Origin of the sequence: Chryseobacterium sp. CH21 (genome assembly GCF_004119445.1) — a bacterium.
Classification (GTDB): Bacteria; Bacteroidota; Bacteroidia; order Flavobacteriales; family Weeksellaceae; genus Chryseobacterium.
The window spans coordinates 130812-148000 of the sequence record NZ_QICI01000013.1; the positions used below are offsets into that span (position 1 = coordinate 130812).

A 17189-nucleotide genomic window follows, 5' to 3' on the forward strand; every position below is an offset into this window, starting at 1 on the left:
CATTCGTCTATTTGATATTAATTTTCAACAATATACCATTATTTTCAATTATTCTGCAATAGCTAAATAACATCCAATTTGCAAAGTTAAAGTAATTTTTGTCTTCTTAGAATAATGAATATTTGATAAAACCAACAAATATTAATTCTATTTTATATTAAAATGCGCTGTAAACATTAAGTTTTCTTTACGTAAACTCATTTTCTTAGATCAAGTGCAAAAAGTTGAAGCTCAGCAAAATATTATTTTTCTTTTTATTATTTGACAATTAGTAAATAATTATTCAAAAATGGTCTCAGAAGATCATCAGAGACTATTTCTTCCATCTACCACATTTATGACTGAAACTCTTATCTGCAGGAGACTTATCGGCAATTCCGTATTTCTACTCAATACCACAATTGGTTATTTACACTCTAAGAACATATACCCTCTTCTTTGTTACTTTGAAATGCTTATAAATAGTTACAAATACAAAGATATTCATATGTACCGGCAGATTCATTTCTATACTTAATCTTTCGTATGGATTGTAAAGCTCAGAGATTATTGAAGATCTGAAATGAAGGCATACTCCTTCATTTTGCTGTCTTTACTTTTTCTGCATCTCTTCAATACGATTATAAAAATAAAACAAATAACCTATGATTACAGAAAACTACGACGTAATCGTCATTGGCGGAGGAGCAATAGGCCTGGCGACGGCTTATCATCTTGGTCAGCGCAAGGCTAAAACACTGGTACTGGAACAATATACCTTTGTCAATCAGTTGGGCAGTTCCGCAGGAGTATCACGTCAATTCCGGATTCCCTATCCAGATGAATACATGGTACAAATGGCGTTGGATGCACAGCCATATTGGGATGAACTACAAAAAAAGACAGATACCCAATTGCTTGATAAAGTAGGAACACTCTGGTTTGGAGATCCTGAAGTACATTCTACTGAAGGAAATATTGCTGAAGCAGAAAAAGCTTTAAAAGCCTTAGGCGTTCCTTATACAACCTTAACTTCAAAAGAAATTGAAGAGCAGCATCATTTCAAAAACCTTCCGGATAATTATACAGGTCTGTTTCAGCCTGATGGTGCCAGCATTAACTTTAAGGCAACTATTGAAACGCTTTTAGAACTGTGTAAACAGGAGGAAACCGTTGAGCTCAGAGAAGATTCTCCGGTATTGGAAATCAAACAAAAAGGTGAACTTTTTGAGCTTACCACTCCCAATGGGGTTTATATTGCCAAAAAACTGGCTATTATTCCGGGGCCTTACATCAACAGTGTTATCAATCTTCTTGATTTTAAAATAGAAGCCACTTACTGGAATATGTCTTCTGCTTATTTTAAAAAGACAGATCCTGCGATACAATATCCAACCTGGTTTGTATTCCAGAATGCATCAGGAGAAAACGGCAACCAATTTTATGGCTTCCCTTCTGTTGACTGGGATCATCCGGAATACATCCGTGTGGCACCAGATTTTGTTATCAAACCTTTGGAAGAGCCAAACGACAGAACTTTGATTCCCAACCCTCAGGAACTGGCTTACACTTCCGAATGGATAGAAAAACATATGACCGGCCTTAGCATCATCCCGGAATATACCTCCACATGTCTTATCGCTCTGAGCAAGATCCCCAATAAAGAATTGCTGATCGATTTTGCTCCATCTTATGTTCCCAATCATAAAAACATTGTGGTGTATGCTACAGGATGGGCAGCGAAATTCACTCCATTTTTAGGAAAAATCATGTCTGATCTTGCATTGGATGGACATACTGATTTTGACATTACCCCTTTCCGATTAGGATATAAATATTTCTTAGCACTTTAAAATTATAAAACCATGAATCAAGAAAACGTGAACAAAGATACCCCTATGTATCCGGGGATGCAGCCAGATCTGAAAACTGAAGTAGCCATTATAGGTGCCGGAACTTCCGGATTATACACTGCTTTCCGCTTGGTAACTGCTAATAAATATAAAGGTCATGAAGTTCAGATCTTTGATATGAGCAACAAATTAGGCGGAAGACTTGAATCCGTAATCATGCCTGGAATGAATTTCTGGGGTGAACTCGGAGGTATGCGTTACCTGACTTCTCAGGAAATTGTAACCACTCTGATAGAAGGTTACCCGCTAAAAGAAAAAGACCTGAACAAAAGAACACCTGTATTAAAGGATAAAATGACTCCTGTTGAGTTCCCTATGGGTGAACCGGAAAAACTATTCATGTACATCAGAAAAGAACGTTTCAAACAAAATGCATGGACGGAAGAGCAAAAACAAGGCAATAAACTGATCACCCGCTATTTTCTGAATGAAAATGATGAAGGTTTCAGTTCTGATCAGTTATTCAATAAAATTATCTATAATGTTTTAATGTCAGATCCTTGGGTAGCTGCTACCTATAAAGATCTCATTATTGCAGATCCTAACGGCTATGATTATACATTCAAACTGACCAGCAGAGATTGGGATGCTATAAAGCCGAGAATGGTTTACAATTTCCCTGGTTCTCCTTATGACAAGCGTCTGGTAAACGATATCGGTTTCTGGAACTTAATCAAAGACCAGGTTTCTCAGGAAGGTTATGAGTTTTTAGCGAATGCCGGAGGGTATTATTCCAATACCATCAACTGGAATTCTGCAGAAGCATTTCCTTATATGGTAGGAGATTTTTCTGCTGATACTACCTACAAAACAATTCAAGAGGGTTATGACAGCATCGCTTATGCAGTTGCCAACACTTATATGGAATATGATGGAGCACGTATTTGGTCTGAAAACAAGTTGATTACTTTCACTAAAGATCATCATTTAATTGCCACTCATAAATACGAGCTTACTTTCCTAAACATCCAAAGCAACACGACATGGAAAGTATACGCCAATTCAATCGTATTGGGCATGCCAAGAAAATCATTGGAACTTCTGGATCAGAATAACTTCTTTTTCGATGCCAACAGACATCAGGAACTGAACAAAAATATCCGTTCTATCATTATGGAGCCCGCATTTAAAATATTAATGGGATTCGAAGGACCGTGGTGGAGAGAGATGGGAATTGATTCCGGGCACTCTATTACAGATTTACCGATGAGACAGTGTTATTATTTCGGTACTGATAATGAGACCAAAAACTCAATGTTATTGGGAAGCTACGGTGATATGGAAACAGAAACATTCTGGAAAGCCCTTTCTGATGACAAAGTTCTGTTTAAAGTAAGAGCTGCGAGATCTGCATCCCTTGAAGAGCTCCATAAGTTTGATGACGTTCAGGCCACTCAGTTTATGGTGAATGAATTGATGAATCAGCTGAAAGAATTACATGGTGTAGATATTCCTGAACCTTATGTAACGTATTTCAGAGACTGGACAGATGACCCGTACGGTGCAGGATATCACGCATGGAAAGCAGGTTTTTCCGTAAAAGATGTGATGCCTTATATGAGAAAACCGTTAATGGATGAGCATATTCATATTATTGGTGAAGCGTATTCTGATCAACAGGGCTGGGTAGAAGGTGCTTTCTGTGAAGCTGAAAAAATGCTTCAGACCCATTTTAAATTAGACTGGCCATACTGGTTAGATCCTGAATATTATTTAGGATGGTAGCCACGTATCAATAGTAAGATGATGTATACAGGTAAAGCTCCGGAATAATCCGGAGCTTTTATTATTTTTAATAATTTTCTGAAATTCAATTTATGATTAGTTCAGTTTCTGATAACCATATTAATTATTAATCCATCTACTTTTTAATTGTTAGTTCTGGGTAAGAAACAGAATATGTATTAACAAAATAAAAAACACCATTATATTCTAATTCCATATCACCATCATTAGTATTTTCTATTTTTCTAATGGAATCCTGAAGCTATATTTTCCTAACTTCTCAGATTGAAACGAAATAAAGAATACATCAGATAATGTATGAGGTTATCTGAAATATTCAAAAGCCAATAACAGCAAAACAGCTTATCATCTTATGACAGATAAAAATTTTAATCCTCAGAAAGGATTTATATTCAGTAAGCATGTGCCGGAAGAATTATCTCATTTTGACCGGATCTTTGATGTTTTCAAAGATTTGCTTACCCACACCTCAGGAGATCTTGAGGAAGCCTTCGAGTGGCTTGATATGCTGGATAAGGAATATGATATCTTCAGTGATGAATATACCCTTCAGGATTTTGAAGAAGACTTGAAAAAAAGAGGTTATATTAAAGAAGAGGATCCCGAAGAAGGCAATACGGGAAGTGGAAAAGGTAAAAATATATTGACTCCCAAACTGGAGGCTGCTCTTCGTGAATATGCTTTGGACCAGATTTTTGGCAAATTGAAGAAAAATGGAGCAGGAAATCATCGTACCAACAAAACAGGAATTGGGGATGAAAGAGATGGCGAAAACCGTTCTTTCCAATATGGAGATGATCTTGCAGCCGTAAACATGACGGAAAGTTTGAAGAATGCACAGATCAACAACGGAATTTCAGACTTGCGCTTAACAGAAGAAGACCTCATTGTAGAGGAAACCAAACATAAGGCACAGATGAGTACCGTTCTGATGATTGACATCAGCCACTCCATGATCCTATACGGTGAAGATCGTATTACACCGGCCAAAAAAGTAGCTATGGCACTCGTGGAGTTGATTAAAAGAAAATATCCCAAAGATTCTATTGACATTATTGTTTTCGGAAACGAAGCGTGGCCTATCAAAATCAAAGACCTTCCCTATTTAAAAGTTGGTCCTTATCACACCAATACTGTAGCAGGACTTGAGCTCGCCATGGATATTCTCCGCAGAAAAAGAAATACCAATAAGCAGATTTTCATGATTACAGACGGAAAACCGAGCTGTATTCAGTTACCCAGCGGAGAATTTTATATGAACAGTTTCGGGTTGGATGAGAAAATTGTTAATCAATGTCTCAACAGAGCAGCACAGGCCAGAAAACTGAAAATCCCGATCACCACATTTATGATTGCACAGGATCCTTACCTGCGTCAGTTTATAGAAGAATTTACAGCTCAGAATAAAGGAAAAGCTTTTCTGACAGGACTTTCAGGTTTAGGGCAAATGATTTTTGAAGATTACGAAAAAAACAGAATAAGAAGAATATAAAAGTCATATTTCAGACTTTAAACCATTCAAAATTAAAAATCTTACCAGATAATTAGTATTACAAGAAAATGAAAAACGATATTACATTCAAAGAATTAAAAAACTCCGGTTATACCCATAAAACGATTAATGAGGAAATCCAGGCGAACTTAATTGCAAGGATCAAAGCTAAAGAACCTGTATTTGAAGGACTTTGGGGCTATGAAGACACCGTTGTACCCCAATTAAAGAAAGCGATTCTTGCAGGTCATCATATCAATCTGCTGGGCTTGCGTGGTCAGGCAAAAACCAGAATTGCAAGAAGTATGGTTAATCTGCTTGACGAATATATGCCTATTGTAAAAGGTTCCGAGATCAACGACAGCCCATTCCACCCTATTTCAAAATTTGCAAAAGATCTTCTTGCAGAAATGGGTGATGAAACTCCTATTTCGTGGGTACACCGTTCTCACCGTTTTTATGAAAAACTGGCTACTCCGGATGTGAATGTGGCTGATTTGATCGGTGATATAGACCCTATCAAAGCGGCAACCTTAAAACTCCCTTATTCGGATGAGCGGGTTTTACATTACGGGATGATTCCCCGTGCCAACCGTTCTATTTTTGTTTTAAATGAATTACCGGATCTGCAGGCAAGAATTCAGGTTTCTCTGTTTAATATTTTACAGGAAGGAGATATTCAGATCCGTGGATTTCAACTGAGAATGCCACTTGACATTCAGTTTGTGTTCACTGCCAATCCTGAAGATTATACCAACAGAGGAAGTATTGTAACCCCGCTTAAAGACAGAATCGGTTCACAGATTTTCACCCATTATCCAAAAACCATTGCCCTTGCAAGACAGATTACGGAGCAGGAAGCATTGATTTCTCCTGAAGATAAAGCACAGATCCAGATTCCTGATCTGGCAAAAGATCTCTTGGAAGAAGTAGCTTTTGCAGCCCGTGTCAGCGAATATGTAGATGCGAAAAGCGGTGTGAGTGCCCGTTTGACCATCAGTGCTATGGAAAACTTAATGGCAGCAGCAAAATTACGATTGATTGAGTCTGATACAGAGAAAACCACTATCCGTCTGCTTGATTTCATGTCAATTATTCCTTCCATCACGGGTAAAATTGAACTGGTGTACGAAGGAGAACAGGAAGGTGCAGATTACGTAGCTAAAATCTTAATTGACAAAGCGGTAATGACCCAGTTTGAAAGTATTTTTCCACGCATTTCCAAACTGGAAAAAGAAGGAATAAAAACCCCTTACACCGATCTGATCAGATGGTTCAATAAAAATCATCTTGAGCTTAATTATAATGATACAGATGAAGAATTCTACGCTAAACTGGATAAGATAGCCCCTCTGACAACTGTAGTGGAAGAAAACGCTTCCGAATTCAGTCCTGAGGACCAGAATTTCTGTAAAGAATTAATTCTATGGGCATTAACAATCAGTAATAAAATCGATAAATCTGAAAATCAGAATGCCTTTACTTTTGATTCACCAGGTATTGGTCAGTTTTTACGTAACTAACCTTTACAGTGATCATAAATAAAAACGACCCTTGTCAAGATTTAAAACCTTGACAAGGGTCATTCTTTTATTTGGAACTTTATTTTACCTAATTTGTTTTGGAAAAATTTCAATATTTATGGAGGACAACCTGAATTGTATTTACAGAGTTATTAATTTCATGGAAAAAATTACAATCATCCCGTTTCGGTAAAGGAGCTGGAAGATATGTCCCATTCTTCTTACCGGAATATTCAGCATCTCTTTAAGTAAAGCTGTAGAGAAATAATAGATCCTTTCCAGCAAAAGTTAAAAGTAGAAAATGCCTGTCGCCAAAAAATAGCGTAAATTTGCTCTGTCCATCTTGAAAAGGATGGTTTTCTATTATAAGTATTATGAAAAAAACAGCACTTTCTTTATTGGTTTTTCTGAATATTGTCTGTCAGGCACAAAATTTTGATGTGATTCCTCTGGGAATATATGGTGGTGAGCAGGAAGACAATTTATCTGCTTATCTGGTGGGCGCTCCTAAAGACAATGCATTTCTCTGTCTTGATGCCGGTACTGTAAATGCAGGGATCCGAAAAGCTATTGAATTGAAAAGTCTTGAAGGACCAGCAGAAACGGTTTTAAAAGATCAGATAAAAGGATATTTTGTATCACACGGCCATCTGGATCATTTGTCGGGACTTATCATCAATTCTCCTGCGGATTCTAAAAAAGATATTTTCGCTATAGCTCCTGTGATTCAGATTTTGCAGAATCATTATTTTATCACGGATACCTGGATCAATTTTGCTGATCAGGGACAAAAACCTATCCTTGGAAAGTACCATTACAACGAACTTCAGGAAGGAGCCGAAATTCCTGCGCCTAAAACACCATTTTTTATAACAGGTTATGAACTAAGCCACGTAAATCCATATAAAAGCAGTGCTGCACTGGTAAGAAGAGATGATCATTACCTGCTTTATCTGGGGGATACGGGAGCAGACCGCATCGAAAAGTCTGACCGTCTGGATCATCTTTGGAGCACAATAGCTCCGCTTGTTAAAAAAAGAAGGCTCAATACGATATTAATTGAAGTTTCTTTTCCCAACAGTCAGCCTGAACATCTACTATTCGGGCATCTTACTCCTAACCTGTTGGTTGAGGAATTGAGTAAACTGAAAGAAAAAACCGCACAAAGCAGTCTTGAAGCACTTACCATCGTGGTTACTCATAGAAAACCAACCGGTGATAATCCTGAGCTTATCAAAAAAGAGCTCTTGAAAAACAACCCTTTAAAAATAAATTACATCTTTCCTGAACAGGGTAAAAAGATTAGTTTACCATAACAATACTTTAAAAGATGGAGCAAAATCAGGCTTCATCTTTTTTATTTATTGTATTTTACTCCGCCATCATCCATTCTTGAAGATCCGGTAACGGGTTCTGCCCATTGCTCACTTATCCCGTTCTGGTCATCAAGATTAGGGAAAGATCTGCTTTTTGCCCGCCAGATATCTGAAAGAGGCGTAAAGCTCTATTGTGAGAACAAAAATGAAAGAGTAATTGTGGCTGGAAAAGTCAAAACGTATTCTATGGGATATTTCTGGATTGAGTAAAAATAGATCAGCACATTTTTATGATAATAATGCAAGATAGTGTAATAAAAAAGCCTTGAATCAAATGATTCAAGGCTTTTTGCGGGGAGAGAGGGAATCCTGTCGAAAACCTGATACCATTATTAACATTCTTAGACAAGTATAAATAACTGATTTACAAAAATTTAACTAAAAGTCAAATTATATTCAATTTGTAGAATCGACCAGAAGTAGCTTTGTATATATTTGGTATTTTAAATCATAGTTGCTAACTTCAATTGGTTAATCTTTTCATTGTACTACATAAAATAAATACTGTCTGCTTTCTAATATTAAAATATGGATATTGCAAATCTTAATATTTCGTACTAGAAGGATAACGAGACAAACAACAAGTTCGATGTCCCTAAGAATATTTAAAATTTAATGATAATCAGCATCGAATTCAAAGATTAAACTCTATGACCCAGTTTATCGATCAGAATAACAAAAATTACAGAGCAAAAAGCAGGACAAATCTAAAGAGGATCAATTTATCCTAACAAGTAATCCGGTTGGTACAAATTCAATTTTTCACGGAATATTCAAGCCTGCTAAATTCATTGAAAATTTAACTTTGGAAGAACATGATGTACTTAAATAGACCTTAAAACTGACTTTTATTAAACTTTCAAATAATCTTTTCTCCATTTAGCCAGTGTATTCCTGCTCATTTTAAAATGTTTTGCAGTTTGACTAAGGTTGAGCTTATTACTATTCTGATATTCTATGATATATTGTACCGTTTCCCTGTCGTAGGATCTGAACTTGCTATTTCCTTTTATGAGAGAAGGTTCTTCCTTTCCAAATATCAGGGTGTTCAGCAGGATGATTTCCCTTGCAGTGAGTTTTTGCTTCTGCAAAAGGTTATTGCATTCTTCTTTTTTTTCAGGATATTTTTTCCTGATAATATCCCTATAAATAGCTACATAATCAGGTGATTGGTCATTTTGCATATTTTGTTTTATCTCAAGTAAATTATTTGTCCTAAATCTCTCTGGTGAATCTAAGCTATAATTCTGCTATTATACTTACTCAGCCATTTATATAAAGTTGTTTTTGGAATCCTGTATTTGGTAATTACTTCATTTTTGTTCATTGCCCCTATATTGATCTGTTCTATCACAAAGGAAATAAGTTCTTTTGTATAAATATGTTTTCTGAATAACGGCAATGAAGTAGGTACAGAAACCTCTTTTTCTCCACTTCTTTCTGGTGGAGAATACAAGATAAGGTGCTGAGTATATAATCTGAAAAAATCATAACACAACAGCTTACTCCATTTAAGAAGCAATTCCGTACATAGGTTTTTCTTAGTGTACATCTCGTCCACCTCTTCCTGAGAGTAGCTGAAAAAGTTGCAAATACGGACATTATCCATATTACATTCTTCCACTCTCTCTGCTATTAAATGTCCAATATGGATATTTCTAAAATCTGTTTTCATTACGTATATATATTTAGTTTCATGATGTTTAAAGAAAATTTTCTTTTGAATATCTGTCACACATTTTCATAGCCTTTAGAAAAATGACAACAAAAATCATTAATTAGGTGCTTCATTGTTAAGAACAAAGGTATAGGGATTCTTCAGAAATGGCAAGAAATAGCCTCTTACTATTCGAGAATAACAACAGAGTAAAACAAACACAAATCATTAATAAACAAGCAGTTAAAATGCAACACATTTAATAATACAACTATCTATTCATGATAAGTTGCAATGGATAATATGAGACTACATTAAAATCCCGGGACAACCAAACAAACTGTATGAAAAATGATGAACTCTTCTTCTGATTATTTAGAAAATTCACAACAAGAAGTAATTATAAAATCTGCCGTGGATAGGCAGATTTATAACAGCACAATATTCCGTGCCAATAATACACTATGAAATATTATTATAAAAGGCAGACCATAGACTATCTATTGGATTAGATCCTGATTAAGATATTATCAGAGATCTCTTAGTTCTCTAAAGTTCAGATCCTTCCCAACATTTATTACAAAATTATACTGAAACTATATCAATAACAACCCATATTACATCACAATTCCTGAATAAGAACAGGCAAAAAAACACATAAACAATGATAAGCAACATACTAACTATAAAAAAGTCAGAAATTACATATAAAAACCTCAAAGGAATTTCAACAAAAAAACCTACCAGGATTCCTGAATCCTGGTAGGTTTTCTATATTCTCATTCATAATAATGGCTATAATTACGAAAAGTTTATGCTGCTAAATTTAAGATTTGTTCTTTTCTCTATCCTGCAGCTGCGCTATAAACTCGGATGGCGAAATATTCATCTGTCTTTTAAAGATATCAGCAAATCTGCTATGAGACGAATAACCGCATATTTCTGCTAAATAACTTATCTTATAATTACGGTACTCAGACTCCCTATACAGCTTTTTTGTAATATAATTGATCCTGTTGTGATTGATATATTCACTAAAATCCAACTTTCTATACTTTTTGATTATATAAGACAAATATTTTGTGTTGGTATTAAGCAACGAGGCCATTTTAGGTCTGGAGATTTTTCTGTCCAGGTATAAGTGCCGTTTCTCAAATTCTTTCATTCGCTTTACCAGTTCTTCTTCTTTTTCCTCACTTATATAAAATGAAGACCCTGTATCTGTATTTGTTTCTGAGTCTTCTTTTATAAAGTGATCGTTTATAGATACAGGATCCACAGGGACAGCAGTCTCCTTCTCTATTTGAGTATTTAAATCGTTAATAATTTTTTCAAATTGCAGCCTGTTCTTTCTCTTTTGTCTTATATAATACAAATAGAGACCAACCATAAGCAGGAGTAAAAATACGGAGACACACATCAATATATGAAAATAGTCTGCAAATCTGTTTTTCTTTGCTGCCTCTTCTTTAAAATCCTGATCTGCCAACGCTACAAGTTCATTCTTTTTTAAAAGGTCAATGGAATCCTTAATCTGATTGATTTCAAGAAGTTTTTCATGATTCCTGGTGAGCCTGTACAGCTTCCTTAGATCATTAATAATAAAGTCACTTTCCTTTTTATTTTTTTGAGTGAAAGCAATATCTTTTGCTTTTAACAAAAGTGTTTCCGCTTCACTGTATTGTTTCCGTTCTAAAGCAATATTTCCCAATCCTCTATAATAGGTGGCTTTGGTAATTGCATCAGATTTTATTTTTGAATCTTTCAGTTTTTTATCGGCAAGATGAAAATAATTATTTGCAGAATCCAGACTGTTTTTTTGAACATATACTTCTCCAAGCTTTAAGTACGATTTACCCAAGAGAAAGTCCGTAACATCATTTTTTTGCATTTTTTCAAGATAAACCTGGTTATTTTTGATTTTTTTAATAAAACCTACCGTATCTTTTTCTTCCAGATTCTGCAATGCTTCAGTTTCCAGCATCATGGCATAAGTATATTTACCTTCAACAGAGTTTGATAATGACTTACCGGCTGTTTTAGCTCTATCTAAAAACTGTTTGCTGGCATCCAGGAGGTTCAGCTTTAAGTATTCAGCTGCCAAACGTTCATTGGCAAGGGTTTCCCAATCCGAAAGCCCTTCTCTCTTTGCCATTGAATCTATTTTTTTCCAGCTCTTAATTGATTTACTGGCATTAAGCTGGCGTGAATAAGCCGTGGCAAGGATAACAAGCGATCTTATTTTATGATCTTCACTATCTGAAGTTTTATAAAGAGAATCGCCTATTCTCATCATTTTGTCAACACTTTCTTCTTTAAAAGTATGATAATAGATCTTTATAAATTTTTGATCATTTTTTACCTGTGACTGTACCATTAAATTTGTCAGTAAAATAGAAATGAAAATATAAAGGGGTTTATGGATCATCTTAGGGAAATTATATTTAACGAATTTAATATTTTTTAATAGTTCTTATATATTTTTTTAATCCGTCAATTTTTTACAATTTCTCTTACGTAAATATAAATAACTAAAAAATTAAACACAGAATCATAATATCAACACTAAAAAAAACAAATACTGTTGAAAAACTATTAATTCATTCAAAAAAAAATCAAAATGAATTTACAAAAAACAGGCCACATTTTTTACAACTTTTCAAAAGCGTCCAGTCTATTCTTATTTAGCCTCATCCCAATGCTTCTTGAAAATGGCAGAATCTATTGATAAAAATAAGCCACTTTTTAAAGTGGCTCGTTAATGTTATTGAACAAAATCTCCTGTGAGAATACCTGTTGTATCTGTTTTCATTATGATCTTTACGAGTGAATATCTGGTTCTGATATGGGTTCCAGATCCTGCATTGAGATTGACAAGGTTTCCGGACAGATAGACATCACCTGCTCCTTCCTGTATAATTTCACAGTTGAATCCGGGTGGCAGACCTGACGGAACAGTAATGGTTGCAGCTGTAACAGAATCAACAAAAATATATGAATGGTCGTCTTCCTCTAATAAAGTATAATCTGCACTAACGGTTTTTACAGCAGATTTCTGATCCTGCCATGTTGCTACTCCATTAGCATCAGAAGTTAATACTTTACCCAGACTCTGTGTACCATCTGCAATCTTCAAGGCTCCCTTTGTTATTTCAAAATCACCGATCACCTTAAGCTTTTTATCCTGAAAATTACCATCTAACAGAGGTTGACCTCCACCAGATGGAGTGCCAATAATAAGACGATCATTCAAATTCGGCTCTAAAAATGCAGCTGCACTAAATCCTACAATAACATTTCCACGTCCTGTAACTCTACTTCCAGCATATGCCCCGATAAAAGTATTATCATTTCCCATACTTGATTCTCCAGCCGAATAACCTATTGCTACATTATGAGTACCTTCTTCATTTTTTTTAATGCATTACGGCCAATCCCAATATTGCCAAAGCCTGTCCTATTCAACCATAAAGCCTGTTCTCCAATAGCTATATTAAAATGTCCAGTCTCATTACCAATTAGAGAAGCACCACCTATAGCAATATTATAGCTTCCGCTAATATTATTTAGTAAAGCCTGTCTTCCAACTCCAATATTATCACTTCCAGTAGTTGTATAATTCATAACTCCTATACCAATTCCCGTATTTGAGAGTCCAGTAGTTAATAAAGAAAGAACACCATTGCCAAATGCTGTATTTCCCGAACTTGGATCAACATTTGCTGGTATATTAGCATAACCAAACGAAGTAACATTCTGCCCTATAATTCCCGATACAATACCATTTCTCTTAAACATGACATCTTGATCATCTGTTGTTCCGATAAAATTTTTATTGGCATCTGTTCCTTCGTTACCTTCTACATTCCATGAATTCTCTTTTAATTTTTGCCATCTTGCACCATCATAATAATAATACCCAGGGACATTTATATTTTCGGTTTTCCCCCCATATTCTTTTATTGAAACCTTAGAGGTAGCATAAATAACAGTTCCTGTCTGATCAGTTCCATACTGGTCATTCGCTAATTTGATCTGATCTCCTGTAAGCCTTGGAAATATAGCGCCTTCCGGTCGGCTTCCATCTGAGGTTTTCGCGGCAATTTCATAAGTGGCGTTCGGATTAGGTGTATTAATCCCTATCTGAGAAAACATATTCATGAAAGAGAAAGTAATCCCTAAGGTGACTATTTTTTTTATCATTGTAAATGATTTTAGTTAAGATGTTAATTACTATAAATGACCATCTATCATAAGATTTGTATGAAATGTCCTTTCAAAAGATGACCAAAGCATAAATGAATAGATGAGATGGAAAAATCTTTGGAGAAAGCCATAAGGACCGAGGGAATTCTCCAAAGATTTTTATTATCCGTAAGTGGACTTTCCATCATTATTTGTGGCGGCAAAATTAGATACAATTTCCAAGGCCCACAACTAACCGTGTACTACTATTCACGAATAATGATATTACAAAATCAACAAATAAATCAGCAGTAATGCCTACAAAAGACTAATTTAAATACTCCGTACAATGATCCATTTTAATTATCCATATTTCCTAAAATTTTCATTTGACAAAAAAATAATTCACTAAACACGACCTCATTATTCACACAACTAACCCCTTGCAATAAATCAAATTAATCAACTGATTTTAAATAAACTAATTATAAAATACACATGTTATTATCCAAGAATAATGACAACCTACTCCTTGTCTAGGTAACCTTCTATAAGTAATTTTGTCTTATTAAATCACCGTATAAACAGATTACTTATACAAACAGTATATGGTGGAAACAGCAGATATTACCATTATACAGAAAAATAGTATTACCAAAGTACATCTCGTTCTACAGAATGGATAATGATTTATAGATAAATGATGTTTTTTAATTTATTTGGAAGATTCCCCAGTATATCTGCTTCCAAAGAAATTTTTATTACGACAGTAAATACTCATCAACTTTAATAAGATACATTTTATATTTAAATAAAGATACATGAATAAGAAATATTTAATTCGGATCTGAAATGTTTTTCTCAGAAATATCAGAGGTAAATGTAGTATCTTTATGTATTACAATTTTTTTACAACCTATGAAGTTAGAATTATATCAAATAGATGCTTTTACAGAGTCTATTTTCCATGGAAATCCGGCCTGTATTGTTCCATTAAAAAATTGGTTACCTGATGAAACCCTCTTAAAAATAGCCCGAGAAAATGCGGTAGCAGAAACCGCTTTCTTTATCGACAACGGCAGTACTGTCAACCTAAGATGGTTTACTCCTGAAATAGAGATGGATTTATGCGGGCATGCAACCCTTGCCACAGCTCATTGCTTAGTCTCAATCTTAAATTATCAAAGTGACAGAATCATTTTTGAAACGAAAAGTGGCGAGTTAACAGTTGATGTGAAAGATGGATTTTATTATATGGATTTTCCGTCCAGAATGCCTGAAGCCTCTACCCTTCCGGATATTATATCCAGAGCACTCAATATCCAGCCTAAAGAGGTCTTTAAAGCAAGAGACTATGTTCTGGTTTACGATTCTGAAGAAGATATAAAAAATATCAAAATTGAAAGATCCATATTTGATCTTATCAATCTTGATCCGGGTGGTGTGGTTGTAACGGCGGAAGGCACTGACTGTGATTTTGTTTCAAGGTATTTTACCTCGCAATCATCTATTCTTGAAGATCCTGTAACCGGTTCTGCGCACTGCTCACTTATCCCGTTCTGGTCAGCAAGATTAGGAAAAAATCAGCTTTTTGCCCGTCAGATATCTGAAAGAGGCGGACAGCTCTATTGTGAAAACAAAAATGAAAGAGTAATTGTGGCTGGGAAAGCTAAAACGTATTCTATGGGGTACTTTTGGATTGAGTAAAAAAGAGATTAGCACATCTTGGATCAGTTTCAAAAGTTGGGGAGGTTGGAATATTTATACCTATACCATTTAAATGTAACGCAAAGTTTTCACTATTCTTGCGAATTATTTTAGGGAAGCAAAGGTTGGAATCACGAAGTTGATTCTTTGTAAGCGCATGCATATCCATACAGCTTCATCAGTGACTTTGTCGCTTTCTTAGCCTCCTCATCAATAAGGAATCGCATCATGCCTTTGCGTTTTGTAAAACTACAGGGGATGGAAAGGACAGAACATTTTTTCTCTTCAAATCACCAAATTTTTTGCATAGTCCCCAAGTTTTGCACCTGACCCTCCCTTTTCATCATGATCCACATCTTGTGATAATAGTACAAGATAGCACAATAAAAAAACCTTGAATCATTTAATTCAAGGCTTTTTTTGCGGAGAGTGAGGGATTCGAACCCCCGGACCTGTTACAGTCAACAGTTTTCAAGACTGCCGCAATCGACCACTCTGCCAACTCTCCCTAAACTCCGGCTATACCGTTGTTTTCAGTGGTGCAAATATAGAACGATTTTTAATTTCTGCAAAACTTTTCCATCACAAATTTTAACAAAACTTAATAATAGACTAGGAATCAGGGGAATTATTTTCATTGAATTAATCTACAAAAGTTCCTGACACTCGTATTTTAGAGATACTATTTAAAATTTCTTCTCTTTATTATCAATATAAGGATGGATAGAATTACATAGAAAACCACCCCGTCAAAAATTCTTTGAATTTTCGCCACCCCTCCAAAGGAGGGGAATGATTACGTCTTCAGTACTGATACATGTAGAAGTAGTATGGGTTTTCAGAAGTTTTCTGATACAAATCAAGCTGTCTACTCTCCTGCCGGTTCGAACAATTCTATTTTATTTCCTTCCGGATCCAGGATGTGTACAAATTTTCCATATTCATAGGTAGCGACCTCATCCAGAATCGTAACGCCTTCTTTCTTTAACTCCTCTACCAAAGCTTCAATATTCTCTACATGATAATTGATCATAAACTCTTTAGGGGAAGGTTCAAAATATTGGGTAGATTCTTTAAAAGGGCTCCATAGTGTATATCCTTTCTTATCAGATTCTTCATCTTTCCAGTCGAATTTGGCGCCATATGGGCTGGTTGGTAATCCAAGATGGGTTTTGTACCATTCATTTACCTGTTCCGGATCTTTACACTTAAAGAAGATACCTCCAATAGCGATTACTCTTTTCATTTTTATTCGTTTTTATTCAGTTGATAGTTTCTTATGTGCAAATTCAAATCGTTTTGCAATTTCACAAATATATCAATGTTTTTGTTAGTTGTTTGATGATTTTCTTTGATTTTTTGTTCTAAATTTTTGGTAAAACGCAAAGATTTCTATGTTAATACACAAGAGAAATTTGAATTTTTTATTGACACAAATTCTTCTTTTTGTAAAAATGGCTGTTTTCTATTGATGACAGCCATTATTCTGTGTACTAATTTATTTCTTACCGCATTCAGGACACTCATTTTATTTTTTCCTTCACTTACTTTTCTTAGGAAATAAGTTTTTAATTCCTTATCTGATCTTATACTTGCCATTGCTGACATATG

12 protein-coding genes, 1 tRNA gene and 2 pseudogenes are annotated in these 17189 nt (G+C 35.0%); 7 read left to right on the forward strand and 8 right to left on the reverse strand.

All coding sequences use genetic code 11. From position 1 onward, the window contains the following. The first annotated feature begins 644 nt into the window (after window positions 1-644). The 6 genes and pseudogenes from BOQ62_RS01795 to BOQ62_RS01820 all read left to right on the forward strand — a co-directional run. A complete protein-coding gene (locus BOQ62_RS01795) occupies window positions 645-1832 on the forward strand; it encodes an FAD-dependent oxidoreductase (RefSeq protein ID WP_129036709.1) in 1188 nt (395 codons plus the stop codon). 12 nt (window positions 1833-1844) lie between these two features. Further along, window positions 1845-3617, forward strand: coding sequence for a flavin monoamine oxidase family protein (locus tag BOQ62_RS01800; protein ID WP_228413569.1), 1773 nt, complete (start codon window positions 1845-1847; stop codon window positions 3615-3617). A gap of 373 nt (window positions 3618-3990) precedes the next feature. After that, on the forward strand, window positions 3991-5130 hold the full coding sequence (locus BOQ62_RS01805) for a vWA domain-containing protein (protein ID WP_129036710.1): 1140 nt from the start codon (window positions 3991-3993) through the stop codon (window positions 5128-5130). Window positions 5131-5198: 68 nt separating this feature from the next. Then, window positions 5199-6653: a sigma 54-interacting transcriptional regulator gene (locus tag BOQ62_RS01810; RefSeq protein ID WP_129036711.1), complete on the forward strand. Its 1455-nt coding sequence runs from the start codon at window positions 5199-5201 to the stop codon at window positions 6651-6653. 374 nt (window positions 6654-7027) lie between these two features. Continuing rightward, window positions 7028-7969, forward strand: a complete 942-nt coding sequence (locus BOQ62_RS01815; RefSeq protein WP_129036712.1) for an MBL fold metallo-hydrolase — start codon at window positions 7028-7030, stop codon at window positions 7967-7969. A 39-nt stretch (window positions 7970-8008) separates the two neighbouring features. Then, a pseudogene (locus BOQ62_RS01820) lies at window positions 8009-8239 on the forward strand (PhzF family phenazine biosynthesis protein); the annotation flags it as partial. A 641-nt stretch (window positions 8240-8880) separates the two neighbouring features. Here BOQ62_RS01820 and BOQ62_RS01825 read toward each other — a convergent pair. The 5 genes from BOQ62_RS01825 to BOQ62_RS01845 form a co-directional block, all read right to left on the reverse strand. Continuing rightward, the gene (locus BOQ62_RS01825; RefSeq protein ID WP_129036713.1) at window positions 8881-9213 is read right to left on the reverse strand and encodes a helix-turn-helix domain-containing protein; all 333 of its coding nucleotides are present in this window, start codon (window positions 9211-9213) and stop codon (window positions 8881-8883) included. Between the two features lie 50 nt (window positions 9214-9263). Then, window positions 9264-9704: a transposase gene (locus BOQ62_RS01830; protein ID WP_129036714.1), complete on the reverse strand. Its 441-nt coding sequence runs from the start codon at window positions 9702-9704 to the stop codon at window positions 9264-9266. Between the two features lie 808 nt (window positions 9705-10512). Next, window positions 10513-12063 (reverse strand): helix-turn-helix domain-containing protein, encoded by a 1551-nt coding sequence (locus BOQ62_RS01835; RefSeq protein ID WP_164976657.1) that lies wholly within the window; start codon window positions 12061-12063, stop codon window positions 10513-10515. A 387-nt stretch (window positions 12064-12450) separates the two neighbouring features. Beyond that, window positions 12451-13044 (reverse strand): hypothetical protein, encoded by a 594-nt coding sequence (locus BOQ62_RS01840; RefSeq protein ID WP_129036716.1) that lies wholly within the window; start codon window positions 13042-13044, stop codon window positions 12451-12453. Between the two features lie 29 nt (window positions 13045-13073). After that, window positions 13074-13889, reverse strand: coding sequence for a hypothetical protein (locus tag BOQ62_RS01845; RefSeq protein ID WP_129036717.1), 816 nt, complete (start codon window positions 13887-13889; stop codon window positions 13074-13076). A 900-nt stretch (window positions 13890-14789) separates the two neighbouring features. Here BOQ62_RS01845 and BOQ62_RS01850 point away from each other — a divergent pair. Beyond that, complete coding sequence (locus BOQ62_RS01850; protein WP_129036718.1) at window positions 14790-15578, forward strand: PhzF family phenazine biosynthesis protein; 789 nt, start codon at window positions 14790-14792, stop codon at window positions 15576-15578. 423 nt (window positions 15579-16001) lie between these two features. Here the strand turns inward: BOQ62_RS01850 and BOQ62_RS01855 are convergent. The 3 genes and pseudogenes from BOQ62_RS01855 to BOQ62_RS01865 form a co-directional block, all read right to left on the reverse strand. Further along, window positions 16002-16086, reverse strand: a tRNA-Ser gene (locus BOQ62_RS01855). A gap of 360 nt (window positions 16087-16446) precedes the next feature. Continuing rightward, the gene (locus tag BOQ62_RS01860) at window positions 16447-16824 is read right to left on the reverse strand and encodes a VOC family protein (protein ID WP_129036719.1); all 378 of its coding nucleotides are present in this window, start codon (window positions 16822-16824) and stop codon (window positions 16447-16449) included. Window positions 16825-16970: 146 nt separating this feature from the next. Further along, a pseudogene (locus BOQ62_RS01865) lies at window positions 16971-17189 on the reverse strand (hypothetical protein); the annotation flags it as partial.

What these genes read in the sequence shown, in the direction of transcription:
- BOQ62_RS01795 (WP_129036709.1), top strand. Translation starts at nt 645, where the DNA reads ATGATTACAGAAAACTACGACGTAATCGTCATTGGCGGAGGAGCAATA.
- BOQ62_RS01830 (WP_129036714.1), bottom strand. Translation starts at nt 9,704, where the DNA reads ATGAAAACAGATTTTAGAAATATCCATATTGGACATTTAATAGCAGAG.
- BOQ62_RS01815 (WP_129036712.1), top strand. Translation starts at nt 7,028, where the DNA reads ATGAAAAAAACAGCACTTTCTTTATTGGTTTTTCTGAATATTGTCTGT.
- BOQ62_RS01835 (WP_164976657.1), bottom strand. Translation starts at nt 12,063, where the DNA reads ATGGTACAGTCACAGGTAAAAAATGATCAAAAATTTATAAAGATCTAT.
- BOQ62_RS01850 (WP_129036718.1), top strand. Translation starts at nt 14,790, where the DNA reads ATGAAGTTAGAATTATATCAAATAGATGCTTTTACAGAGTCTATTTTC.
- BOQ62_RS01800 (WP_228413569.1), top strand. Translation starts at nt 1,845, where the DNA reads ATGAATCAAGAAAACGTGAACAAAGATACCCCTATGTATCCGGGGATG.
- BOQ62_RS01860 (WP_129036719.1), bottom strand. Translation starts at nt 16,824, where the DNA reads ATGAAAAGAGTAATCGCTATTGGAGGTATCTTCTTTAAGTGTAAAGAT.
- BOQ62_RS01805 (WP_129036710.1), top strand. Translation starts at nt 3,991, where the DNA reads ATGACAGATAAAAATTTTAATCCTCAGAAAGGATTTATATTCAGTAAG.
- BOQ62_RS01840 (WP_129036716.1), bottom strand. Translation starts at nt 13,044, where the DNA reads ATGGGAAATGATAATACTTTTATCGGGGCATATGCTGGAAGTAGAGTT.
- BOQ62_RS01810 (WP_129036711.1), top strand. Translation starts at nt 5,199, where the DNA reads ATGAAAAACGATATTACATTCAAAGAATTAAAAAACTCCGGTTATACC.
- BOQ62_RS01825 (WP_129036713.1), bottom strand. Translation starts at nt 9,213, where the DNA reads ATGCAAAATGACCAATCACCTGATTATGTAGCTATTTATAGGGATATT.
- BOQ62_RS01845 (WP_129036717.1), bottom strand. Translation starts at nt 13,889, where the DNA reads ATGATAAAAAAAATAGTCACCTTAGGGATTACTTTCTCTTTCATGAAT.